Origin of the sequence: Pyxidicoccus caerfyrddinensis (genome assembly GCF_010894405.1) — a bacterium.
GTDB lineage: Bacteria > Myxococcota > Myxococcia > Myxococcales > Myxococcaceae > Myxococcus > Myxococcus caerfyrddinensis.
Genome location: NZ_JAAIYA010000032.1, coordinates 40901 through 64413 on the forward strand (window position 1 = coordinate 40901; position 23513 = coordinate 64413).

The following is a 23513-nucleotide window of genomic DNA, read 5'->3' on the forward strand; positions in this document are numbered from 1 at the left end:
GTCGGGGGCCCGCCTGTCTCGGGTGCGGCCCATTCCGCACCGGCCGGGTGCGCCGGGGGCGCGTGGCGGCGGCACCCTCGCATGGGCGGGCGCGGCGGGGAAGACCGTCCTGGTTCTCCAGGACGGCCCCAGCCCTGACGCCGCGTGCGTGCTACCGCCGCGTCACTCCTCCACGGGGGCGCCGCTGCCGCCGTAGCCCTGGGCCTGGTTGCGCAGCCGCTCCCACTGGACGCGGGCCTGCTGCTCCTCCTTCGACTGCGAGTCCACGCGCTGGCGGGCGTCCTCCACCCGGCGCTGGGCGTCCGCGAGGGCGGAGGCGAAGTCCGCCTCGGAGAGCTTCTCGGCGCGCACGTCGCCATTGGCCTTCAGGGCCAGGTACTCAGCCTGGTGGAGCCGCGCGTCGGCCACCTCCAGCTCCCGCTCCCGCAGTTGCTTGCGCGCGTCCAGCGCTTCGATGGACTGCTGGCGCCAGTTCACATTGGCCTGGGACGCGGTGACACCCGTCTCCGAGTTCATCAGCTCGGCCTTGGCCCGCTCGATTTCCGCGCGCTGGCCGGTGGCCTCGGCCGCCTCCAGCGCGGCCTTGTTGGCGTCCCGGCGCAGCTTGGACGCGTCCGCGTTGCGCTTGGCCACCTGCATCGCGCGCTCCGCGTCCTTGAGCGCCACGTCCGCCCGGGTGACTTCATCCTGGGCCTTGCGCCGCTCGGACTGGGCACCGCGCACGTCGCCGAGCTGGTCCTCGGGGACGCGGGCCAGCCATGACTCATCCACCTTCGCCGCCTTGGTGGACCCGCAGCCGCCGCCCAACACGCTCAGGGCCGCTCCCATCACCACGCCTACGAGGACCCGACGCCTTCTCGCCTGGAACATGCTTGTGTCTCCTTGCCGTTGCGCGCGTTACCTGATGGACAGGGTAGTCACGCGACGGAGACCGTGCGGCGGGATGCCCGCACGGCTGCTCCACGGCCAGGGACGGGGGGCCGCCAGGAGGGCAGGCGGCCTACCGCTTCTCCAGGATGACGGCGTAGAACTCGATGCCGATGTCCTCGCGGTCCTCCTCGGTGATGTGCCCGGGGGGCAGGCCGATGAACTCGCTGACCGGCACCACGCCCATGCGGTCCTGGGCCCAGGGGCCGCACAGGTCCAGGTACTCGGGCAGGGAGTAGAGGTGGAAGGACTCGCCCATCTTCTGGAACATGCCGACGAACTGCTCCCACTTCGGCGTGGTGAGGCCCGCCTCCTTCGTCTCGAAGGTGGTGAAGAGCTTGGAGCCCGGCGCGGCCCAGTCGTAGAGGTCCCGGAAGAACTTCCGGTTCTCCTCGGCGGAGAGGAACACGGTGATGGCGTTGGCGCCCAGGGCGACCTTTCGCTGCCCCTCCAGGAATGTCTCCACGTCGGGCCGGCGGAGGAACTCTCCCGCGCCGCGGACGTCGCACTCCATGTACTTCACGCGCGGGCTGTCGCCGAGCAGGTACCGGGCCGAGTCGATGGTCAGCGCGTTGATGTCGCTGTAGAGCACGCGGGCATCCGGCATCACCGTGTGGACGTGGTCGGCGGTGGGCAGACCGGAGGCGAAGTCCACCCAGTGCTTGAAGCCGTCCGCGGCCATGCGCCGGGCGGCCGTCTGGAGGCAGGCGCGCAGCATCCGCAGCCACTTCCGCGTGGAGGGCACCAGCGAGAGCATGAACTCCGCCGCCTGGCGGTCCGCCTCGAAGTTGTGCGAGCCGCCCAGGATGTAGTCGTAGACGCGGGACGCGTCCGGGACGTTGGGGTTGATGCCCGGCACGCGGGCCAGTTCGTTGGAATCCATGGCGGGTGTCTGTCTCCGGGGGCAGAGGGGAATCCATCGTACGTCCCCCGCCGCTCACCGCACCTCGATTTCCACTGGCTCACTGCGCAACCCCTGCGCCAGCACCTCCAGCCGGTGCCGGCCTGGCTGGAGGGCCCACGAGGCGTCATAGGGCCACGCCGCCCGGCCCACCGGCCGGCCGTCCACGAGCCACGTCACTCCCGCCAGCCGGGGTTCCACCTCCGCGCTCAGCCGCAGCGTCTGGGTCCGCCGCGCATAGCCGGGCTCGATGAGGAACACCTCGCCCTGGCGCGGCCAGGTGATGACCACCGCGCCCGGGACGGGGCCCTTCTCCGGGCACAGCGGGGAGTAGCGCGTGGGCGCGGCGGGCGCTGCCTCCGCGTGCGTGGCCTGCCAGGCGGCATACGCGGGCGGGAGGAAGGTGAAGACGCGTTTGACGACGTGCTCGGACGGGCACGTGTCCCCGGCGAGCAGGCCGTTGCGCATGTCCAGGCGCACCTCGCGGTGCCAGGGGCAGGGCTGGTCCGGCACGCGCGCCGCAGGCAGGCGCACGCGCCGCCGCACGGGGCACAGGGGCGTGGGCACCTGGCCCGAGTGCGCGCACACCGTGCCCTCCACCAGGCCGTCCGGAAGCGAGGCGCGCGCGGGCAGGGCGGAGGGCCCCGCGCGCTCCACCACGCGCTTCATCACCTTGTGGAAGAGGGGGCCGGCGCCGGTGGCCCCGGTCATCCCGTGCAGCGGGCGGTTGGAGAAGTCTCCCGTCCACACCGCGACGGTGAAGCGCGGCGTGTAGCCCACGGCCCAGTTGTCCCGCCAGTTGGTGCTGGTGCCCGTCTTCACCGCGACGGGGAAGCCCAGCATCAGCGCGTTGCCGGCGCCGAAGGCGCGCATGCGGAGGGACTCGTCGCCGAGCACGTCCGTTATCTGCCACGCCACCTCCTCGGAGAAGGCGCGGCGCGGCCCGTCGTTTTCTTGGGGCGGGCCGACGAAGGGCGTGGCGCGGCAGGTGAGGCCGCCTCGGGCGAACATCGCGTAGGCCTGGGCCAGCTCCAGCAGCGTCACCTCGCCGTTGCCCAGGGTGAGGCCCAGGCCGTAGTGCGAGGCGGGCGCGTCCAGCGAGGTGAAGCCCACCTCGCGCAGCCGGGTGAGCAGGGGCTCCAGGCCCACGCGCCGGGCCACGCGGATGGCGGGCACGTTGAGGCTGCGGCCCAGCGCCTCGCCCATCAGCACCGGGCCGGAGTAGTCGCCCGAGTAGTTCTTCGGGACGAAGAGGTCGCCGTCCGACTCGCCGTAGCGCGTCTCCACGTCCGCCACCACGGAGGCGGGCGTGTCTCCGTGCTCGAAGGCGAGCGCGTAGGTGAAGGGCTTGAGCGCGGAGCCCGGTTGACGCCGCGCCAGCGCGCCGTTCACCGCGCCCGAGGCCGCCGCGTCCCCGTAGCGGGCCGAGCCCACCATGGCCAGGACGTGGCAGGCCTCGTTGTCCAGCACCACCACCGCCGCGTTCGTCACGCCCCCTGCGGCGAGCGAGGCCACATGGCCGCGCACCAGGGACTCCAGCTCCTGCTGGAGGTCTCCGTCCAGGGTGGTGCGCACCTCGCCCGAGGCGGGGTGCCGGGACACGACGTAGTCGGTGAAGTGGAGCGCCGTGTCCGGGAGCGCGGCGGGCGGCGCGTCCCGGCCGACGAGGCGCAGGGGCTCGGCGAGGGCGCGCGCGTGCTCCTCGTCGGAGATGGCGCCGGTGGCCCTCATGCGTGCGAGCACCGTGCGCTGGCGGGCGCGGGCCCGCTCGGAGTCCTTCAGCGGGTTGAGGGTGGTGGGGGCCTGGGGAAGCCCGGCGAGCAGCGCCGCCTCCGCGAGGCTGAGGTGCAGGCCGGGCTTGCCGAAGTAGCGCTGGCTGGCGGCCTCCACGCCCACGGCGCCGGCGCCGTACGGCGCGCGGTTGAGGTACTGCTCCAGCACGGTGTGCTTGTCCACCGCGCGCTCCAGGCGCAGCGCGTCCACCATCTCCCCGAGCTTGCCTCGCAGCGTGCGCGGGTGCGGGTGGATGCGTCGAGACAGCTGCATCGTCAGGGTGGAGGCCCCGGACACCACGCGCCGGTAGCGCACCGCCTGCGCCACCGCGCGCGCCACCGAGCGCAGGTCCACGCCCGCGTGCTCATGGAAGCGCGCGTCCTCCACGGCGAGGGTCGCCTGCACCACCAGCGGGGAGATGTCCTCCAGGGCGCGCCACCGCACGCGCTCGCCGTCCGCGTTCACCACCTCGCGCAGCAGCCGGCCCCGCGAGTCGTGAATGCGCAGTGAGTCCCCGCTGCGCACCTGGAGGTCCTCCACCGGGAAGGGGCGGAGGACCACGGCGGCCCACAGGGCGACCGCGCAGGCGGCGGTGGCGAGGGCCGCGACGCCGGTGGCCACCGCGTAGAAGCGGAGGACGCGGCGCCGCTTCGGGGGAGGGCGCGCGGTGCAGGACCCGGGCGCCGCATCGGAACGCCCCGGCGCTTCGGTCGGTGGCCTGGCTCCGTGCTTCGTGGCGGACGGGGAGGCTGCCTCGCGCCCGGCCGTCACCGGGGCCCTGTTCGTGGCGGCCGGGGAGGCTGCCTCGCCCCCGTCCGTCACGGGAGCCCTGGAGGAGGGGCGGCTCATTGCACGGTGACCTCGTCGATGGCGGTGGTGCCCGTCACCTCGGGCGCGTACATCGCCTCGGCGCCGGCGGCGGGACGCAGGAAGGTGCCCGGCGTGGTGGCGCGAGCGACGTAGCTGAACTCGTAGTCGCCCGCGCCCATGTCATCGACGTAGAAGGCCACGCGGTGGTCCCTCATCTCGCTGTAGGACAGCGAGGCCAGTCCCCGCTGGAGCGCCGCGGTGAGCGGGCCCTGGGACACCTTCTCCGTGGTGGCGAGGTGGGTGTTCATCGGCTCCAGGCCGGCGGGCAGCTTGTCGTCGATGGCCACGTAGTTCTGGTGGCTGTCCGCGCGCACCTTCAGCCGCACGCGCACCAGCGAGCCCAGGGGAATGGCGCCGCTCAGCGGCTCGCCGGACACCGTCTCGTACGCGCGCTCCACGCGGAAGCCCTCCTCGCGCGGGGCGCGGTTCTGCGCGTTCAGCTCCGCCTCGTACTGCGCGCGGACGCGGAGGATGGCGGGGCCCGGGCCCCGGTTGGTGAGCCGCACCTGGTGCGTGTGGGCCTGCCCCGCCTTCAGCCCCAGGTCCGCCTCCGACAGCCGCAGCCGGCGCACGCGCTGGCTGACCACCTCCAGCTCCCCATCCTTCACCGGCCTGCCATCGACGGTGAGCGACATGCGCGGCGCGCTTCCCCCCTGCGCCGACTGCGCCAGGCGGGCCACGCCCATGATGCCGAAGACGTTCTCCTGCGTGTTGCCCCACAGCCCGTACCGCTGCCGCTTGAGCAGGCCCGTCAGCAGCTTGCCCCCGAGCTGCGCGGAGGCCCCACCCGTGGAAGCGGAGGCGAGCAGCGCGGTGGCGTGCGTGCGCAGCGGAGAGTCCATGGACCAGCCTCCCTGCGGCTTCCCATCGAACCAGGCCTCCTGCGTGGACTGGCTCGCGGCCTTCTCCACCTCCGCGAGGATGGGCTGGAGCAGCGAAGCGTCCTGGCCCTTCATCTCGCTCACCGCCACGGCGAGGAAGGACAGGCCGAAGGGCGTCAGCTTCGCCTTCTCGCGCCACAGCGTGGACACGTACGCGGGCTGCGGCCGGCCCAGGCGCCCCAGCGTCATCACGAAGAAGGCCCGCGTGTCCGCGTCCGCCATGCCGCCGTGGGGAATGGACTCGGTGATGTTGCCGTCGCGCAGCCGCAGCTCCAGGTAGTCCCCCATCCGCTTGAGGGACTCGTCCGGCACGTCGTAGCCGCGCTTCTTCCCCTCGATGAGCGCGGTGAGGCCGAAGGCCGTGGCGAAGGCGTGTGGCTCCGTGCCGCCGGGCCAGTAGGACAGTCCGCCCGCCGTCGTCTGGAAGGAGAGGATGCGCTTGATGCCGGCCTCGGAGAACTTCTTCAGGTCCGCCTCGTTCACCGTCACGCCCATCTCCGGCAAGAGCTCCTTCAGCACCACCAGCGGGTAGGCCGTGCTGGTGGTCTGCTCGATGCAGCCATTGGGGTAGTCCATGAGGTAGCCCACCGCGTCCTTCAGCTCGCTGAGCGCGGTGCCGGACACCGTCACCTCCAGCTCCACGCTGCCGGGCTGCCGGTCCGCGGGCAGCGCCAGCTCCAGTCCCTGTTCGCCCGAGATTTGCGCGCTCGCCACCCGGACGCGGCGCGAGCCGGGATTCAGCACGGGCAGCGACACCTCCACCGAGTCCGTCTCCTCGCCCAGGCGCGCGGCGAAGCGCACCTTCGCGGCGCCACGGCCGGCCACCTTCACCGGGAAGCCGAAGGACGCGGACTCGCCCGGCTTCACCGTCCGGGCGGGCGGCGTCAGGTCCGTTCCCTGCTTCGGCTCCAGCCCGTCGAACGACGCGGTGACTTGCACCGGGCCCGCCTCCGCCTGGCCGTTGAAGGCGAGCACCTCCACGCGCAGCGCGTCGCCGGGGTAGGCGAAGCGCGGGAGCACGGGCTGCAGCATCAGCGGCTTCTTCACCACCAGCGCCTGCTCCCCGGAGCCGGCGCGGCCCGCCTCGTCCACCACCACCGCCATGATGCGGTAGCGGGTGAGGTTGTCCGGCAGCTTCACGCTGACGCTGGCCCGGCCGTCCGGCCCCACCGCGACGCGAGGGTTCCAGTACGCGGTGCTCTGGAAGAGGGTGCGCAGGTCGGCCGGGAAGTCTCCCAGCGCGAAGCCCTCGCCGCCGTCACCGCCGGGGAAGAGCACCTCGTGCCGCACCCGCCGGGAGTGAGGCAGCTCCAGCCGGCTCTCCGCGGTGCGCACGCCCAGCGCCTGCGATGCGTAGAGCGCCGGCACCGGGTCCGGCGTCCGGTAGCCGGTGAGCCCCAGCACGGCCTCGTCCACCACCATCACCGTGGCCTGCCCCGCGGCGGGGTGGCCCGTGCCGTCGCGCACCGTCACGTCCACGCGCACCGTGCCGCCCGGACGGCCTATCGGCTTCTCCGGCGTGACGTCCACCGCGAGGCGCTGGTTCCTCGGCTCCACCTGGAGCTGCACGTAGCCCAGCTTGAAGGCGGGCGCGCCCGTCTCGAAGCCCGTGGCGTCCTTCTCCGCGTGGACGCGCCCGCGCAGCAGCACCACCGAGGCATACACGTTGGGCACGTGCGCGTCGGTGAGCGGAATCTCCAGCGTCGGCGTGTCGCCGTGGATTTCGAAGAGGCGGTGCTCCAGCACCCCGCCGCGCTCCACGGTGAGCAGCCCGCGCGCCTCCGCGAAGGGCGTCTGCACCACCAGTCGCGCCGTGTCGCCCGGCAGGTAGCGCGGCTTGTCCGCCACCACCTGGATGCGGTCCTGGTCGAACCGGGGCCACGCCACCGTGGTGTCTCCTGCCGCCGACATGCGGAAGCCCGTCTGCACCACCCGCTGCGCCGTGTCCTGCGCCCAGGCCCGCAGCTGGTACGCGCCCGCCTCGGGGACGGTGAGCCGGCACGTGACGGCCGTCTTCTCCGTGGTGACGAGGCACTGGTCCGCCTCCACCTTCTCCTCGCGGTTGACGAGCTGCGCGTGGGTGCCGCTCAGCCGGGCGTAGGTGTGCGTGTCCACGCGCTCCAGCTGCGCGCGCACGCGCACGCCCTCCTGCACCGTGCCGTCCGGCCGCACGGCGATGACGGGCACCTCCAGCACCTCGCCGGCGCGCACCACGGCGCGCGCGGGGGGCAGCACGCCCACGTAGAAGGCGGCGGGGTGCACCACGCGCGACAGCCGCCCAGCATAGGCCTGGCGGTCCACGTCGGTGACGCTCGCCTCCACGGTGTAGCGCTGGGGGCCGGCGTAGGACGGGTGGTCCGCCTTGAAGCGGACGTGGGCGCGGCCCTGGCCGTCCAGGCGCTCGTCCACGCTGGAGATGAGCCCCGCGCTCCCCGAGCCGTCCTCCGGCAGCCCGAAGGCGTACTGCGCGAAGCCGGCGGGCGCGAAGGGCTCGCGGGCCCGCCACACCTGGTAGCGCACCTCGCGGCCGGACAGCTCGCCGCCGTGCAGGTAGCGCGCCTCCACCACCGCCTCCACGTCCGCGCCCAGGGGCCACTCCTTCTCCGCGCTGGACACCTTCACCTCGAAGGTGGGCACGCGGTATTCTTCCACGCGGAAGGTGTGCGCCACCGCGCGCTCTCCATGCGTGAGGCGCAGCGAGTACTCGCCCACCGCCGCCCCCGCCTTCAGCTTCAGGTCGACGTCCGCCGTGCCGAAGGCGTCCAACGTCAGCTGCGTGTCCAGCACGCCCTGGCCGCGAGGGTCCTGCACCTGCACCTGCACCGCGCGCTTGCCGCGAGGCAGCCGCCCCGCGTCCTTCACCAGCGCCTTGATGTGCACCGTCTCCTCCGGCCGGTACACGCCCCGGTCGGTGAAGACGAGCGAGGGGAGCCGCTCGGCACCCTTCACCTCACCGGGCAGACCGAACTGCCACGCCGAGGACAGCCGCTCCTCGCTCACTTCCGCCACCAGCCGGTCATCGTCCTTGCGCGCGGAGAGGAAGAAGCGCTGCTCCAGGCTGCTGGCGGAGGTGAGGCCCGGCGCGCGTAGCAGCGCCACCCCGTCCGGGCCCGTCTCCGCGGAGGCGAGGCGCGCGCCCGCCGCGTCCAGCAGCGCCACCTGGCCCTGCGCCACGGGCGTCGCGTCGCTCAGGCGGGTGAGCCACACGAGGACGCCGCCGCCGTACAGCTTCGCGGTGAGGCCCAGGTCGGAGAGCTGCACCAGCACCGCGTCCTGGATTCCTTCCTGGCCCGCCTCGCTGCCTCGGCCCTTCGCGGTGAGCTCCACGCAGTACAGGCTGGCCTTGCTGCCCTCGAGCGACACCTCCAGTGGCTCCAGCGTGTTGAGGGCCTTTGGCCGGGGCGCACCGAGCGTCCTCGCGGGGCCCAGGGGTTCGCCGTAGCTGGCGCAGTCGGTCTGCCGCTCATGGGTGGAGGCGCGCACGAACGCGTCCGGCGCGTTGATGCGGTACACGTTCGCCTGGAGGGCGCCCACGTTGCGCGCCTGGAAGGGCAGGCGCGCGCCGGTGCGCTCCAGCGTCAACTGCTGCGCGGGGAGCTGGAGCTGGGGCGGCAAATCCATCGCGCGGAAGGTCCACTTCGCGCTGCCCTCCAGGGGGTTGCCCAGCACGTCCACCAGCCCCCGGGTGAGCGAGGCGCGATACTGCTGGCCGGGGGACAGCTGCATCGTCACCGCCGCGCCACGGCCCCAGCTGGCTACATCCAGGGACTCGGGCGCGGGCTGCACGGACAGGTGCGCCCGGAGCGCCTCCGCGTCGACGGGGTTGTTGAAGCTCAGCTCCCACCGGGAGCTGAGCGGCGCGCGCTGCGGGTCGGCCTCCTCGGAGGCGAGGTAGGGCCCTTCCACCGTCAGGCTGCGGTTGACGGTGAGCGCCAGGGAGACGACGGCGGGCTCGCGGGAGTCCTGCTCGCTGTCGCCAGGCATCAAGACGCGCAGCGTGCTCCCATGCGCGGGCAGGCGCGGGAAGCGCAGGACGAGCACGTGCTTCGGGTCCACCGTCATGCCAGTGGGGACCTCGTCGGCGGCCAGCGCGGACACCTTCACGGGCACGGCCTTGCCGTCGCCATCCTCGGCCTGGATGTGCTTGCCCTGCGCCTTGGCCGAGACGGGCTGGTCGTAGAGCGCGAGCAGCGGCCCGTTGCCCACCTGGTCCGTGAAGTCATTGAGGAAGGCGATGAAGCGCGGCCGGCCTGGGATGACGGGCCATGAGGCCACCTTTCCCGCCGCCTGGAAGAAGGGCACCTGGAAGGTGTCCTCCCACGCCGAGGCGAGCGCCGGCCCCGCGTCCGCGACGGGCCTGGCCCCGTCCACGCGCACCGTCACCGGGTGGCCCCAGCCCAGCGCCCCGGGCGCGGGCGTGAAGACGTGCTCCGTGGGCGAGCGCCAGGCCCAGGTGCCCTGCTGTGGCGGCGTCAGGTGGACGGACACCGACTTCGCTTCCACGGGCGCGCCGAAGGTGAGCACCAGCTCACAGCCGGCGTTCTCGCAGGCGCTCCGTTGGATGGAGAGCCCCTCCGCGCTCTCTCCGGTGGCGACCTCGGCTGTGTCCTGGGGTGGCTCGGGAGGCGGGAGCGGCGGAGGCTCCACGGGGGGAGGCAGGCTGACAGTTGGCGCCACGCTGGCGCTCACCTCCGAAGCTTCGCCAGGGCCTTTCGCAGGCGAGGCGGGGGCGGGGTCGGCGCCGCGCTGACACGCGGCGATGAGCAGGGCGGCGACGAGCACCCACCCGATGAGCGGGAAGCGGCAGGGAGAAGGCATGACGGGCTCCGTGGGGGAGACAGCGGGCGGCGAGGACCTTGCCGGCTGCCGCAGAGCAACCGCCGTACCAGTGGGAAAACGCGGTCGTGGGGTGTCCCTGGCACTCGAAACGGGCGCTCGTGCGTCCTCCGGGCCACGCTGTCCGTGTCACCCGGACCGCGTGCAGGCCTCCGACAGGGCGTCCCGGCGGGAACGCCGGAAGTCACACCGTGGACGAACGACCCGCTGCGTCGCTGGAACGGCAGGGCGCCTCTTTGCCGGTCCGGTACGCTCCTCTAGAGTCGACCCGCATCACCATCACCAACGGGGAGGGAAATCCGCATGCTGAAGCACTTCGCAGTGGGTGCAGTGATGGTCTTCGCGACCCAGACGCTGGCAGCGCCTCCGCAGAAGCTCGGCAAGCCCGAGGGGCAGGTCAACATCATCGCGTGGCCCGGCTACATCGAGCGCGGTGCGACGGACAAGAAGTACGACTGGGTGACGAAGTTCGAGAAGGACACCGGCTGCAAGGTCAACGTCAAGACGGCCGCCACCTCGGACGAGATGGTCTCCCTGATGAACCAGGGGGGCTATGACCTGGTCACCGCCTCCGGTGACGCGAGCCTCCGCCTCGTCCATGGCAAGAAGGTGCAGGAAATCAACACCGCGCTGATTCCCTCGTGGAACACCGTGGACTCGCGGCTGAAGGACGCGCCCTGGCACACGGTGGAGGGCAAGCACTACGGCGTTCCCTACCAGTGGGGCCCCAACGTGCTCATGTACAACACCAACGTCTTCAAGGCGGCGCCCACGTCATGGGCGGTGGTGTTCGAGGAGCAGAAGCTGCCGGACGGCAAGTCCAACAAGGGGCGCGTGCAGGCGTATGACGGCCCCATCTACGTCGCGGACGCCGCGCTCTACCTGATGAAGAAGCAGCCGGAGCTGGGCATCAAGGACCCGTTCGAGCTCAATGACAAGCAGTACGCCGCCGCCATGGCACTGCTGCGCAACCAGAAGGCGCTGGCGCACCGCTACTGGCACGACACCACCGTGCAGATGAGCGACTTCAAGAATGAGGGAGTCGTCGCCTCCAGCGCCTGGGGCTACCAGGTCAACGCGCTCAAGGGCGAGAAGCAGCCCATCGACTCGGTGATTCCGCAGGAGGGCTCCACCGGCTGGGCGGACACCACCATGCTGCACGCCAGCGCGAAGAACCCGGTGTGCGCGTACAAGTGGATGGAGCACTCGCTCAACAAGGACCTGCAGGCCTCGCTCGCCGAGTGGTTCGGCTCCAACCCGGTGGTGCCGGAGGCGTGCAAGACGAAGGCGCCGGGCGGCACGGACTTCTGCAAGACGAACGGCTTCGAGCGCTTCTCGCAGGTGCACTTCTGGAAGACGCCGGTGGCGAAGTGCGCCAGCCAGGGCACGTGCGTGCCCTACAGCCGCTGGACGCAGGACTACATCGCCATCATGGGCGGCCGGTAGTCGAAGGGCCAGGGACACGCCATGAGCAGCACCGCCGTCGAGCTTCGCAACGTCAGCCGCTACTACGGTGGAGTCCGCGCCGTGGATGGCGTGTCCCTGTCCATCCAGGACGGTGAGTTCTTCTCCATGCTCGGGCCCTCCGGCTCGGGGAAGACCACCTGCCTGCGCCTCATCGCCGGCTTCGAGCAGCCCACGGCGGGCAGCATCCTCCTGCACGGCCAGGAGGCCGCCGGCCTTCCGCCCTACGAGCGCGACGTCAACACCGTCTTCCAGGACTACGCACTGTTCCCGCACATGAGCGTGCTGGACAACGTGGCCTATGGGCGGATGGTGAAGGGCGTGGCGAAGGCGGCGCGCCACCGCGAGGCGGAAGAAGCGCTGGAGTTGGTGGCGCTCGGCGGCTTCGGCGCGCGCCGGCCGGGGCAGCTCTCCGGAGGCCAGCGTCAGCGCGTGGCCCTGGCGCGCGCGCTCATCAACAAGCCGCGCGTGCTGCTGCTGGACGAGCCGCTGGGCGCGCTGGACCTCAAGCTGCGCGAGCAGATGCAGGCGGAGCTGAAGTCGCTCCAGCGCCGGCTGGGCATCACCTTCGTCTACGTCACCCACGACCAGGGCGAGGCCCTGTCCATGTCGGACCGGGTGGCTGTCTTCAACCTGGGCCGCATCGAGCAGGTGGAGACACCGCGCAACCTGTACGCGCGGCCGCGCACCGTCTTCGTCGCGGGCTTCGTGGGCACCGCCAACGTGGTGAAGGGCGACCTGGCGCGCAGGCTCACCGGCAGCGAGCAGCCCTTCTCCGTGCGCCCCGAGCATGTCCGCTTCGCGCAGGGCGCGGAAGGCAACCGGGTGAGTGTGGAGGGCCGACTGGTGGAGGTGCAGTACCACGGCGCCACCAGCCGCTACGAAGTGCAGGTGGAGGGCCACCACGTGCTCACCCTCAGCCTGCTCAACGGCGAGGCGGACGAGGCGGCCCTGCCGCGCCGGGGCGACACGGTGCGCGTGGCCTGGGCCCGCGAGGCGATGGTGCGGCTGGAGCCGGAAGGAGGGTAGGGATGGGCACCTCGTCACCCATGGCGTTGCCTGCGTCGGGCCAGCCCCGCAACCGGCTGTCACGGCTGGTGGCCAACGTGCTCTATCGGCACGGCACGCTGTACCTGTTGCTGCTCCTGACGCCGCCGCTGCTGTGGTTCGGCGTGGTGTACCTGGGCTCGCTGCTGTCGCTGCTGGTGCAGAGCTTCTACACCTTCGACGACTTCACCATGGGCGTGACGCCCGACTTCACGTGGGCCAACTACGCCGCGCTGCTGGACGCGGCCAACCACGACATCGTCCTGCGCACGCTGGGCATGGCGGGCGCGGTGACGGTGGCCTCCGCGCTGCTCGGCTTTCCCGTGGCCTACTACATGGCCCGCTACGCCACCGGCTGGCGCAAGGGCTTCTTCTACATCGCCGTCATGCTCCCCATGTGGGCCAGCTACATCGTCAAGGCCTACTCGTGGACGGTGCTCCTCTCCAAGGGCGGCATCGTCTACTGGCTGGTGGAGCGGGTGTATCTGATGCCCGCGCTGGAGTGGGTGCTGTCGCTGCCGGGCGTGGGTGGCTCGTCGCTGTCCACGTCGAACCTGGGCCGCTTCCTCGTCTTCACGTACGTGTGGCTGCCGTTCATGATTCTGCCCATCCAGGCGGCGATTGAACGCGTGCCGGGCAACCTCCTGCAGGCCGCGGCGGACCTGGGGGCGCGGCCCGCGCAGTCGTTCCGCACGGTGCTGTTGCCACTGGCCTTCCCGGGCGTGGTGGCGGGCTCCATCTTCACCTTCTCGCTCACGCTGGGGGACTACATCATTCCCCAACTGGTGGGCCCGCCCGGGCTCTTCATCGGCAACATGGTCTACACGATGCAGGGCTCCATCGGGAACATGCCCATGGCGGCGTCCTTCACGGTGGTGCCCATCGTCATCGTCGGGCTCTACCTCACCGTGGCCCGCCGGCTGGGAGCCTTCGATGCGCTCTGAGGCGCGCAGGGACGACGGCCCCCGCGCCCCGGTGTGGCTGCGCGTGCTGGCCTATGGCGGCCTGCTGTTCCTGCACTTCCCCATCCTCATGGTGGGGCTCTACGCCTTCAACACCGAGGAGAGCGCGTTCAGCTTCCCGCTCAAGGGACTCACCCTGCGCTGGTTCCGCGCCGCCGCCGAGCGCGAGGACGTGCTGGCCGCCATCGCACTCTCCTTGCGTGTAGCCCTGGCGTCCACGGCGGTGGCGCTGGTGCTGGGCACGCTCCTGGCCGGGGCGCTCTACCGCCGCCGCTTCTTCGGCAAGGAGGCCATCAACCTGATGGTCATCCTCCCGATTGCGCTCCCCGGCATCATCACCGGCATCGCCCTGCTGTCCGCGTTCCGCCTGGCGGACGTGTCCCCCAGCTTCTGGACCATCGCCGTGGGCCACGCCACGTTCTGCGTGGTCATGGTCTACAACAACGTGGTGGCCCGGCTGCGGCGCATGCCGCACAGCCTGCTGGAGGCCTCCGCGGACCTGGGCGCCGACGGCTTCCAGACGTTCCGCCACGTGGCGCTGCCGCAGATGGCCACCGCGCTGCTGGCTGGCGGCATCCTCGCCTTCGCCCTCAGCTTCGACGAGCTCATCGTCACCACCTTCACCGCCGGGCAGGAGAAGACGTTGCCCATCTGGCTGCTGGACCAGCTGGGCCGGCCGCGCGACGTGCCGGTGACGAACGTGGTGGCGCTGTGGGTGATGCTCATCACCGCCGTCCCCATCCTCGTGGCCTGGCGCCTGACGCGCGGCACGGAGGACGTGGCCGGCAGCAGCAAGTGAATCGCGCGGCCGCTGTGGCCGCTTCGCGCAGGGCGGTCACGGTGACCGCATGACAACCCAGGGAGGACCGCATGGACGGCAAGCTGTTGATTGGTGGCGAGCTGGTGGCAGGCGAGGGCCCGGCGGAGGACGTCCTCAACCCGGCGACAGGCGAGGTGCTGGCCCGTGTCCCCGAGGCGTCCCTCCCGCAAATCCAGGCGGCGGTGCGCGCCGCGGAGAAGGCCTTCCCCGCCTGGTCCCGCACGCCGCCGAAGGACCGCGCCGCGGTGCTGCTGAAGCTGGCGGATGCGATTGAGGCACAGGGCGCGGAGCTGGCCCGGCTGGAGTCGCTCAACTGCGGCAAGCCCTACGCGCTGGCGCTGGCGGACGAGATTCCCGCGGTGGCGGACGTGTTCCGCTTCTTCGCGGGTGCGGTGCGCACCATGCAGGGCGCGGTGGCCGGCGAGTACGCCGCCGGCTACACGAGCATGATTCGCCGCGACGCACTGGGCGTGGTGGCCTCCATCGCCCCATGGAACTACCCGCTGATGATGGCGGCGTGGAAGCTGGGCCCCGCGCTGGCCGCGGGCAACACCGTGGTGCTCAAGCCGTCCGAGCAGACGCCGCTGACGACGCTGAAGCTGGCGACGCTGATGGCCGGCCTCTTCCCGCCCGGCGTCGTGAATGTGGTGACGGGGCGCGGCGAGTCCGTGGGCGCGCCGCTCATCCGTCAGCCGCAGGTGCGCATGGTGTCGCTGACGGGTGACGTGGCCACCGGCCAGAAGGTGCTGGAGGCAGCGTCCCAGGGCGTCAAGCGCACGCACCTGGAGCTGGGTGGCAAGGCGCCCGTCATCGTCTTCGACGACGTGGACCTGGAGTCGGTGGTGTCCGGCATCCGCACCTTCGGCTTCTACAACGCGGGGCAGGACTGCACCGCCGCGTGCCGCATCTACGCGGGCCGGAAGGTCTACGACAAGCTGGTGGCGGACCTGTCCAGCGCCGTGGCGTCCCTCAAGGTGGGCGAGCAGGAAGCGCCGGGCGTGGAGATGGGCCCCCTCATCACCGAGAAGCAGCGCCAGCGCGTGGCGGGCTTCGTGGAGCGCGCCGCGGACCTGAAGCACGTGGAAGTCACCGTGGGCGGCAAGGCGCGCGGGACGAAGGGCTTCTTCTTCGAGCCCACGGTGGTGGCCGGCGCCCGCCAGGAGGACGAAATCGTCCGGCGCGAGGTGTTCGGCCCGGTGGTGTCGGTGACGCGCTTCGAGGACGAGGAGCAGGCCATCAACTGGGCCAATGACTCGGAATACGGCCTCGCGTCGTCGGTGTGGACGAAGGACATCTCCAAGGCGATGCGCGTGGCGGCGCAGCTCCAGTACGGCTGCACGTGGGTGAACTCGCACTTCATGCTGGTGAGCGAGATGCCCCACGGCGGCGTGAAGCGCTCCGGCTACGGCAAGGATTTGTCCATGTATGCCCTCGAGGACTACACGGCCGTGCGCCACGTCATGGTGAAGTTCTGAGCGGGGAGGGAATGGACATGAAGGACAACGCCAACCTGTTGCGCCGCAAGGATGCCGCCACTCCGCGAGGGGTGGGCGTCATGGCCCCCTTCTTCGTGGCCCGCGCGGAGAACAGCGAGTTGTGGGACGTGGAGGGCCGCCGGTACATCGACTTCGCCGGTGGCATCGCCGTGCTCAACACCGGCCACCGCCACCCGCGCGTGGTGGAGGCGGTGCGCGCGCAGCTCGACGCCTTCACCCACACCGCCTATCAAATCGTTCCCTACGAGAGCTACGTCGCGCTCGCCGAGCGGCTGAATCAGCTCGTCCCCGGCTCGCACCCGAAGAAGACGACGTTCTTCTCCACGGGCGCGGAGGCGGTGGAGAACGCGGTGAAGATTGCCCGCGCCGCCACGGGCCGCAGCGGCGTCATCGCCTTCACCGGCGCCTTCCATGGGCGGACGATGATGGGCATGGCGCTCACCGGCAAGGTGGTGCCCTACAAGACGGGCTTCGGTCCCTTCCCGGGCGAAGTCTTCCACGTGCCCTTCCCCATGTCGCTGCATGGCGTCAGCGTGGAGGACTCGCTCAAGGCGCTGCAGTATCTCTTCAAGGCCGACATCGAGCCGAAGCGCGTGGCCGCCATCATCATCGAGCCCGTGCAGGGCGAGGGCGGCTTCTACGTGGCGCCGCCGGAGTTGATGCGCGCGCTGCGCAAGGTGTGTGACGAGCACGGCATCCTCCTCATCGCCGACGAAATCCAGACGGGCTTCGGCCGCACCGGGCGCTGGTTCGCGATGAACCACCACGACGTGGCGCCGGACTTGATGACGCTGGCGAAGTCGCTGGCCGGCGGCTTCCCGCTGTCCGCGGTGACGGGACGGGCGGACGTCATGGACGCGCCGGCCCCGGGCGCGCTGGGCGGCACCTACGCCGGCAGCCCCATGGCCATCGCCGCCGCGCACGCGGTGCTGGATGTCATGCAGGAGGAGAAGCTGGTGGAGCGGGGGGAGCGCCTCGGTGCGCAGCTTCGCGAGCGGCTGCTCGCGCTCAAGACCCGGCAGCCTCGGATGGCCGAGGTGCGCGGCCTGGGCGCCATGCTCGCGGTGGAGTTCTGCCAGCCGGGAGGCAACACCCCGGACCCGGACTTCACGCAGCAGGTGCGCGCGCGGGCGCTGGAGCGCGGGCTCATGCTCCTCACCTGCGGCGTCCATGCCAATGTCATCCGCTTCCTCTTCCCGCTCACGATTCCGGATGCCGTCTTCGCCGAGGCCCTCACCCTCATTGAAGGCGCACTGACGGCCTGACGCTCTGGCGCTCGGCGTTGCGCTCGCTGGACGGGCGGGGCGCCGGCACACCGGCCGGCGCGTCACGGCCAGCGGTGGCGGACTCCCTCGCGAGGGAAAGGCACGGGGCGACGCCCCAGGGCCTGACTGCCGCGGGAGTCCGTCCCCCGACCCGTGGGGGTGCTCAGGGGGACCTCGTCATGGAGGTCTCATGTCCAAGTTCGTGCAAGGCATCATCACGTTCATCTTCTGTCTCGTCTTCCCGTCTGCGGTGATGCTGGTCATCAGCCTGCTGGACGTGACGAAGGGAGTCATCCCGCCACTGATTGCTCTCGCCATCGGCGGAGGCTTCGGCCTGCTCTATGGCCTCGAGGCGGCCATCCTGAACATCTACGATCTGGAGTCGCCGCTCGGGTGGTTCGAGATGATTGTCGACCTGACCTGGAGCCTGCCCAACACGATGTTCGGCTTCGTGGTCGGCAACATCATCTACATCTTCTTCGGCTCGCCCTCGCGCACGGACTCCGAGGGCCAGGCGTGGATCAGCTTCTCCCCGAGGAGCGCGGGCGGCTTCGGCAGCAAGGTGCTCCAAACGTTGGGAACCGTGAATCTCGGCGGCGCGGGCCAGCACGAGCGGCAGCACCTGTTGCAGGCGCGCATCCTCGGGCCCTTCTACATGCCCTTCGTCGTGGCCTCGTACATCGTCACCGGCACCATCCAGATCGCCTGGACGCTGCTGTTCGGCTGGTGGCTGGCCCTCGTGGGTGTGCGGAACAAGGCGTGGTTCGAGCCGCCGGCCGTCTCGGCGGTGGGCGGCTTCTTCGGGTGGATCTACTTCGCCACCCCGCTGGAGCTGCTGGGGTACGGCCTGGGGAACCCTTGAGTGCAAGCTTGGTATTCAAGACACACTTGAAAAATACGCCTTAGTTTAAGTTCGGGAATATGGGAAAAAGGGGCCTCCACTCTTCCTGGAGGCCCCTTTGGCTCGTACCCCTCTGTTCGAGCTGTTCCGTCAGACCACCCGTGTCGCGCTGGCATCCGAGCGGCGGGGAGTCCCCAGCCGGGAGGCCGCGCAGTGGATGCGGATGGACCGCCGCCAGGTGCTCAAGGGCCTGACGGCGGTGGGCGTGGGGCTGGCGGGGGCACGGGCAGAGGCCGACGCCGCGAAGCCGCCGCCGTCCTCGCTGCGCGTGGGCATTGTTGGCGCTGGCATGGCGGGGCTGGCGTGCGCGTACGACTTGAAGCGCGCGGGCATCCTGGCCACCGTGCACGAGGCGAATGACAGGCCCGGCGGGCGCGTCTTCTCGCTGGGTGGGGCCTTCAGCGGGCCGGTGAGCTTCCCCGGGCAGGTGGTGGAGCGCGGCGGCGAGTTCATCGACACCGGGCACAAGACGATGCTGGCCTACGCGCAGGAGTTCAACCTCGCGAAGGAGGACGTCACCAAGGGACCCGGCGAGGTGTTCTATTACTTCGGCGGGCAGCGCCACCCCGAGTCCGCCGTCGTGGACGAGTACCGCGCCTTCGTCGCCGCCATGCGCCCCGACCTGCAGGCGCTCTCCGGCGCGCCCACGGCGGACGTGCACACGCCGCTGGACCGGCAATACGACTTGATGGACCTGGTCACCTACCTGGAGACGCGCGGCGCGGGCCCGGTGGTGAAGGCGGCCATCATCGCCGCGTACGAGAGCGAGTACGGGCTGGCGGCGCACCAGCAGAGCTGCCTCAACTTCCTCTTCTTCATCCGCGCCAACCGGCGCTCGCGCTTCGAGCCCTTCGGCGTCAGCGATGAGCGCTTCCACCTGGTGGGCGGCAACCAGCAGGTGCCGCGCGAGCTGGCGGCGCGGCTGCCCGGGCAGCTTCGCTACGGCGAGCGGCTGGAGGCGGCGCGCAAGACTGCGGCCGGCGCGGTGGAGCTGACCTTCCGGCGCGGGAGCACGGCCGTCACCGCCACGTACGACGCGGTGGTGTTCGCGGTGCCCTTCACCGTGCTGCGCGGTGTCTCGCTGAGTGCGTCGCTGGCGCTGCCGGCGTGGAAGACGCTGGCGATTCAGCAGCTCGGCTACGGCACCAACGCGAAGATGATGGTCGGCTTCCAGGGGCCCGTCTGGAGCGAGCAGGGCTGCGACGGCGCGACGTACTCGGACCTGGCGGACCACCAGGCCACGTGGGAGACGAACCCGGGCCGGGCGACGGCGCAGGACGCGGTCCTCACGGACTACTCCAGCGGCGCGCGCGGGGCCTCGCTGGACCCGAACAACGTGCCGCGCGAGGCGGAGCGCTTCGTGACGGCGCTGGACAGGGTGGTTCCGGGTACGGCCTCGGCGGTGAAGCGCGGCGCGGGCGGCCGCATCCTCGCGCACCTGGAGCACTGGCCGAGCAACCCCAACACGAAGGGCAGCTACACCGCCTACAAGCCCGGCCAGTTCACCAGCATCTGCGGCAATGAGGGCAAGCCCGTGGGCAACGTCTACTTCGCGGGCGAGCACGCCAACTCGTTCTACTGGTGGCAGGGCTTCATGGAGGGCGCCGCGCTGTCCGGCAAGGACAACGCGGCCGCCATCCTCCAGGCCGTGAAGGTGGGCCAGCTCTGACGACGGCCCGGGCCGTCCCGGACGCTCCGGGACGGCCCTCACCTGCGTCAGCCCCTGCTCAAGGGAGCGCGTCCGGGCGCAGCCGCGGCGGTAGGCGCGGCCCGAAGAGGGGCGGCTCCTCCTCGAGCGACACGGGCGGGGCATACTTCAAGGTGGACAGCCCCATCCAGCGGTTGAGGGTGGCCCTCGCCGCCTGCTGCTGGTCCGACGGGAGCTGGACGATGCGCGCCCCGTGGTTGCCGCCGGGGACGAGGTAGAAGTACGAGTCCTGCGCGTTGCCTGGTGCGCAGGCCGCGGCCGTCCACGGGTCCAGGCTGCCGTAGACGAACATCAGGCGCTGACCCTGGAAGGACACCCAGTCCTGGATGTCCACCATGGCCTGGGGCCGGTGGACGAAGGGGACGCCGGGCGGCGAGTACACGTCGCCGGTGTCCGTGCCGGGGTGGTGGATGAGCGAGCCGAGGTGCGCCTCGTAGGGCTGGGGCCAGCCCAGCTCCAGCGCCGCCTGGTAGTAGTAGGCCGCGTAGTCGCCGATGCCCGGGTCGGAGAAGCTGCTCAGGCCCACCTCGTTGTCCAGCGTGGCCAGCAGGTCCTCATCCGAGGCGCTGGGGTCGGGGATGTTCTGGGTGCAGCGCGACGGGGCGTCGTACTGCCAGAAGGCGAAGTAGGTCTCGATGACGGCGTGCTCCAGCGCCTGCTCGAAGCCGAGCCGCGTGTAGGGCAGGCCCGTGTCCTGGGCGTAGCTGCGCAGCAGGTCGAGCATCCGCTCCCGGCGCGAGAGCGTTTCGTGCTGGAAGGCCCACAGGCGCTCGCGGCAGGCAGCCTGGGCATCTCCGCCCACCACGACCTGGAAGGCAGGGAAGCGCTCGTCGTCACGACGGGCGATGGGCGCCACGTAGGCCACGGTGGCGTCGACGTCGTCCGGGTAGAAGCGGCGGAAGAACACCACCGTCTCGCCGCCCTTGCTGCCGCCGGTGGAGACCCACTTGCCGGTGTAGATGGGCTTGAGCGCCTGGGTGATGCGGTGGAAGTCATCCGCGGACTGGCGGATGGTGAGGTGGCTCCAGTCCGCGGGCTCCGGGATGCTGGGCGGGAAGAAGCGGTGCTCCAGCGAGACCTGGTTGGCGCCGAGCAGCTGCGTGGGCTCCGAGCGGCCGGGAGACGTGGAGACGTAGTAGCCGCTCGTGAAGAGCACCATGGGCTTCGTGGCCGAGGTGTGCAGGAGCGTCAGGCGCTGCTCGAAGCGCTGGCACTCCGGGTGGGCGTGGTCCACCGGCTGGTTGAACCGCATGACGAAGAAGCGGTAGCCCGCGGGGAGGTTGGAGCCGTTGGGGTTCTCCTGCACGGTGAGGCCGGGGATGGCGCGCAGGCGGACGAGGATGTCCGCCGACGGGTCGGCGACCACGTCCGGGTTGCCCGGGCCCGGGTCGTAGCCGCTGGGGATGCACGCCACGCCGCCGTCGGTGCCGGCGTCTCCCATGCCCGTGCCCGCATCCGTGTCACTCGTGCCCGAGTCCGTGTCTCCGGTGCCCGAGTCCGTCGTGCCGGCGTCACCGGGACGCGTGCCGGAGTCCGTGACCTGCGTGCCGCTGTCCGGCGTGTTGTTCGGTGGGTCGTCGCCGCAGGCCACCGAGGAGAGCAGTGCAAGGATGGGAATCAGCAACAACAGACGGGAAGGGCGTTCAGCGCGGGCCACGAAGTCTCCGGATGGGCCGCGCATCCTACGTCAGAAGCCGGACATCCCGTGGCGGGCCGCCGCCGCCGGACGGTGAAGCGCGCACGCGGCGGCAACACCGGCGGGCCGCGGAGGGACCTCGCGGGCAGGAAGACGGTTCACCAGCTCATCGCACCGCGCACTTCCAGCGGGTGTGCGGGGCCGGAAGCGAACACCGCCGTCCATCCGCCGCAGGATGGTTCTGGTGCCCAGGCGATGGCTACTGCTCCACGTCTCAATTTCATCGGAGGAAACCATGAAGCTGTGCGTACGGCTGGGTCTCGTGTTGTCGCTGGGAGCGGCGGTGTTCGTGCTGGCGGGCTGTACCCCGTGCGACGCCGGTGAGAGTCGGTGCGGCCTCCTGAGCAGTTGCCAGAGCCTCGAAAGTGACTCGAGCAACTGTGGTACCTGCGGCAACAAGTGCAGCCCCGGGCAGTCATGCAGCGGCGGCCGGTGCGAGGGCACTCCCACGGGCGGAACGGGGGGCAGCGCCACGCGTCCTCCCGCCACCGGAGGCAGCGGCGGAGGCGGAGCTTGCGGCACCAAGACGTGTCAGGCGGGCGAGACGTGTCTGACCTGTGGCGCGGAATCCACCTGCCAGCCCCAGGGCGCGGTGTGCTGCGCCGCGGGCACGGGCGCCGGCGGCAAGGGTCCCGTCATCTGCCAGTCCGGCCTCGCGTGTGTCCACTGTGGCCCGGACGCTGACGGCTGCCTGCCGCCGGGCACGACGTGCTGCAAGCCGGGCACCGGCGCCGGGGGGAGCGCCCCTGTCTTCTGCGGCCCCAAGCAGGTCTGCCAGAACCAGTCCTGCGTGTCGAAGTAGACGTAGACGCCAGGACACCGCCGGTCCCCTGACACGGAGGGGACGGCGGTGTCCGGTGTCTTCACGGCTGTCTGCCGTGACTACTTGCCCTTGTTGTACTCGCGGCTCTGGATGACGCCCTGCACCTCGGCCAGCGCGCGGGCGCCGGAGGCGGACTCGAGGGCCTTCTCGGCAATCGCCTGGACCTGGCGCTTCGCCTCGTTCAGCTCCGCCTGGAGCGTCTGGATGGCCTGCGCCTGCTTCGTGGCGGTGTCCTTCAGCGAGGCAATCTCCATGCTGGCCACGCGCTGCGCTGTCTCCGCGTCCTTCGTGGCGAGCGTCAGCTTCAGGTCCCACTCGGACTTCACGCGGTTGCCCACAATCGCGGCGGCCGTGTCCGTCTCCTTCTTCAGCACCAGCGGGAACTCGGACACCTGCTTGCGCAGGTCCTCCAGCTCCTTCTCGCGCAGCTTCAGGGCCTCCTCACGCGTGGCCCACTCCTTCTCCAGCTTCTCCTTGCGGTCGCGCTCGGTGGCGGACTGCTGGCGCAGCCCCTCGGCGAAGGCGTCCTGCTCCTTCTTGCGCAGCTGCTGGGTGTCGTAGGAGTACGCCTCCTCGGCGCGCTTGCGGGCCAGCTCCGCCGCCTCGCGCTCCGTGGCCAGCTCCGCGGCGGCCTTCGCGCGGGTGTCCTCGATGTCCTTCTGGAGGCGCTCCATCTCCGTCTCGAGCTCCGCCTTCTTCTTGTCGTACTCGGCCACCAGCACGTCGATGGCGCTCGCGGCCACGTCCTTGCCGTGCAGGCCGTTGAGCTCCTCCGTCTTGAGCTGGATGGCCTCGTCGAGCTGCTTCAGCTCCTCCACCAGCGAGATGACCTGCTCGTTGATGCCGGCCAGCGTCTTGTTGATGGTGAGGCCCGCCTCGGTCACCTTCTTCACGGCCGTCTCGGCGGTGAGGCCCGAAACGTCGGCGAGGACATTCTTCGCGTGGGTGTCGAGCGCCTCCTGCTCCTTGGTGACGACGACGGGCTTGTTGCGGGCCTTGCGGGCCAGCTCGTCGAAGGCGGCCTTGGTGGCCTCGGCGGAGCGGTTGCGGGCGACGACGTTGCGCTTGGACGTTTTGCGAGTAGCCATGTGACTCTCCAGGTATGGCAAGGCCAGGGCAGGCCCGAGGGCCCGCGAATGGCGT

Annotated in this window: 15 protein-coding genes; 9 read left to right on the forward strand and 6 right to left on the reverse strand. The window is 71.0% G+C overall.

Annotation, left to right across the window (positions count from 1 at the left end):
• Nucleotides 1-162: 162 nt before the first annotated feature.
• The 4 genes from G4D86_RS45590 to G4D86_RS45605 all read right to left on the reverse strand — a co-directional run bounded on the left by G4D86_RS45590 (nt 163) and on the right by G4D86_RS45605 (nt 10170).
• Nucleotides 163-870 carry a hypothetical protein gene (locus G4D86_RS45590; protein ID WP_164001547.1) on the reverse strand — a complete coding sequence of 236 codons (708 nt, stop codon included), beginning with the start codon at nt 868-870 and terminating at the stop codon, nt 163-165.
• Between the two features lie 130 nt (nt 871-1000).
• Entirely contained in the window at nt 1001-1810 is an 810-nt protein-coding gene (locus G4D86_RS45595) for an SAM-dependent methyltransferase (RefSeq protein WP_164001549.1), read from the reverse strand.
• 54 nt (nt 1811-1864) lie between these two features.
• Nucleotides 1865-4450, reverse strand: coding sequence for a penicillin-binding protein 1C (pbpC, locus tag G4D86_RS45600; protein WP_164001551.1), 2586 nt, complete (start codon nt 4448-4450; stop codon nt 1865-1867).
• Nucleotides 4447-10170 carry an alpha-2-macroglobulin family protein gene (locus tag G4D86_RS45605; protein ID WP_164001553.1) on the reverse strand — a complete coding sequence of 1908 codons (5724 nt, stop codon included), beginning with the start codon at nt 10168-10170 and terminating at the stop codon, nt 4447-4449. Before G4D86_RS45605 ends, pbpC begins: the two co-directional genes overlap by 4 nt.
• 321 nt (nt 10171-10491) lie before the next feature.
• On the opposite strand from G4D86_RS45605, the gene G4D86_RS45610 reads away from it, so the two are divergent.
• The 8 genes from G4D86_RS45610 (at nt 10492) to G4D86_RS45645 (ending at nt 19812) form a co-directional block, all read left to right on the forward strand.
• Entirely contained in the window at nt 10492-11634 is a 1143-nt protein-coding gene (locus G4D86_RS45610; protein WP_164001555.1) for an ABC transporter substrate-binding protein, read from the forward strand.
• 21 nt (nt 11635-11655) lie between these two features.
• On the forward strand, nt 11656-12681 hold the full coding sequence (locus G4D86_RS45615; RefSeq protein WP_164001557.1) for an ABC transporter ATP-binding protein: 1026 nt from the start codon (nt 11656-11658) through the stop codon (nt 12679-12681).
• A gap of 2 nt (nt 12682-12683) precedes the next feature.
• Nucleotides 12684-13643, forward strand: coding sequence for an ABC transporter permease (locus tag G4D86_RS45620; protein ID WP_240360846.1), 960 nt, complete (start codon nt 12684-12686; stop codon nt 13641-13643).
• Nucleotides 13633-14460, forward strand: coding sequence for an ABC transporter permease (locus G4D86_RS45625; RefSeq protein ID WP_164001558.1), 828 nt, complete (start codon nt 13633-13635; stop codon nt 14458-14460). The genes G4D86_RS45620 and G4D86_RS45625 overlap by 11 nt, the downstream gene beginning before the upstream one ends.
• A gap of 71 nt (nt 14461-14531) precedes the next feature.
• A complete protein-coding gene (locus tag G4D86_RS45630; protein WP_164001560.1) occupies nt 14532-15956 on the forward strand; it encodes a gamma-aminobutyraldehyde dehydrogenase in 1425 nt (474 codons plus the stop codon).
• 17 nt (nt 15957-15973) lie between these two features.
• On the forward strand, nt 15974-17242 hold the full coding sequence (gene gabT / locus G4D86_RS45635; protein WP_164001562.1) for a 4-aminobutyrate--2-oxoglutarate transaminase: 1269 nt from the start codon (nt 15974-15976) through the stop codon (nt 17240-17242).
• Nucleotides 17243-17432: 190 nt separating this feature from the next.
• Nucleotides 17433-18104, forward strand: coding sequence for a hypothetical protein (locus tag G4D86_RS45640; RefSeq protein ID WP_164001564.1), 672 nt, complete (start codon nt 17433-17435; stop codon nt 18102-18104).
• A gap of 97 nt (nt 18105-18201) precedes the next feature.
• Nucleotides 18202-19812, forward strand: coding sequence for a flavin monoamine oxidase family protein (locus tag G4D86_RS45645; protein ID WP_164001566.1), 1611 nt, complete (start codon nt 18202-18204; stop codon nt 19810-19812).
• A 58-nt stretch (nt 19813-19870) separates the two neighbouring features.
• Here G4D86_RS45645 and G4D86_RS45650 read toward each other — a convergent pair whose 3' ends face one another.
• Complete coding sequence (locus G4D86_RS45650; RefSeq protein WP_240360847.1) at nt 19871-21508, reverse strand: S28 family serine protease; 1638 nt, start codon at nt 21506-21508, stop codon at nt 19871-19873.
• A gap of 274 nt (nt 21509-21782) precedes the next feature.
• Here G4D86_RS45650 and G4D86_RS45655 point away from each other — a divergent pair, with 274 nt between their 5' ends.
• Nucleotides 21783-22349: a hypothetical protein gene (locus G4D86_RS45655; protein WP_164001569.1), complete on the forward strand. Its 567-nt coding sequence runs from the start codon at nt 21783-21785 to the stop codon at nt 22347-22349.
• An 80-nt stretch (nt 22350-22429) separates the two neighbouring features.
• Here G4D86_RS45655 and G4D86_RS45660 read toward each other — a convergent pair whose 3' ends face one another.
• Entirely contained in the window at nt 22430-23458 is a 1029-nt protein-coding gene (locus G4D86_RS45660) for a coiled-coil domain-containing protein (RefSeq protein ID WP_164001571.1), read from the reverse strand.
• Nucleotides 23459-23513: the final 55 nt, after the last annotated feature.

Coding starts and splice junctions, on each gene's coding strand:
- G4D86_RS45590 (WP_164001547.1), bottom strand. CDS start 870: ATGTTCCAGGCGAGAAGGCGTCGGGTCCTCGTAGGCGTGGTGATGGGA.
- G4D86_RS45595 (WP_164001549.1), bottom strand. CDS start 1,810: ATGGATTCCAACGAACTGGCCCGCGTGCCGGGCATCAACCCCAACGTC.
- pbpC (WP_164001551.1), bottom strand. CDS start 4,450: ATGAGCCGCCCCTCCTCCAGGGCTCCCGTGACGGACGGGGGCGAGGCA.
- G4D86_RS45605 (WP_164001553.1), bottom strand. CDS start 10,170: ATGCCTTCTCCCTGCCGCTTCCCGCTCATCGGGTGGGTGCTCGTCGCC.
- G4D86_RS45610 (WP_164001555.1), top strand. CDS start 10,492: ATGCTGAAGCACTTCGCAGTGGGTGCAGTGATGGTCTTCGCGACCCAG.
- G4D86_RS45615 (WP_164001557.1), top strand. CDS start 11,656: ATGAGCAGCACCGCCGTCGAGCTTCGCAACGTCAGCCGCTACTACGGT.
- G4D86_RS45620 (WP_240360846.1), top strand. CDS start 12,684: ATGGGCACCTCGTCACCCATGGCGTTGCCTGCGTCGGGCCAGCCCCGC.
- G4D86_RS45625 (WP_164001558.1), top strand. CDS start 13,633: ATGCGCTCTGAGGCGCGCAGGGACGACGGCCCCCGCGCCCCGGTGTGG.
- G4D86_RS45630 (WP_164001560.1), top strand. CDS start 14,532: ATGGACGGCAAGCTGTTGATTGGTGGCGAGCTGGTGGCAGGCGAGGGC.
- gabT (WP_164001562.1), top strand. CDS start 15,974: ATGAAGGACAACGCCAACCTGTTGCGCCGCAAGGATGCCGCCACTCCG.
- G4D86_RS45640 (WP_164001564.1), top strand. CDS start 17,433: ATGTCCAAGTTCGTGCAAGGCATCATCACGTTCATCTTCTGTCTCGTC.
- G4D86_RS45655 (WP_164001569.1), top strand. CDS start 21,783: ATGAAGCTGTGCGTACGGCTGGGTCTCGTGTTGTCGCTGGGAGCGGCG.
- G4D86_RS45660 (WP_164001571.1), bottom strand. CDS start 23,458: ATGGCTACTCGCAAAACGTCCAAGCGCAACGTCGTCGCCCGCAACCGC.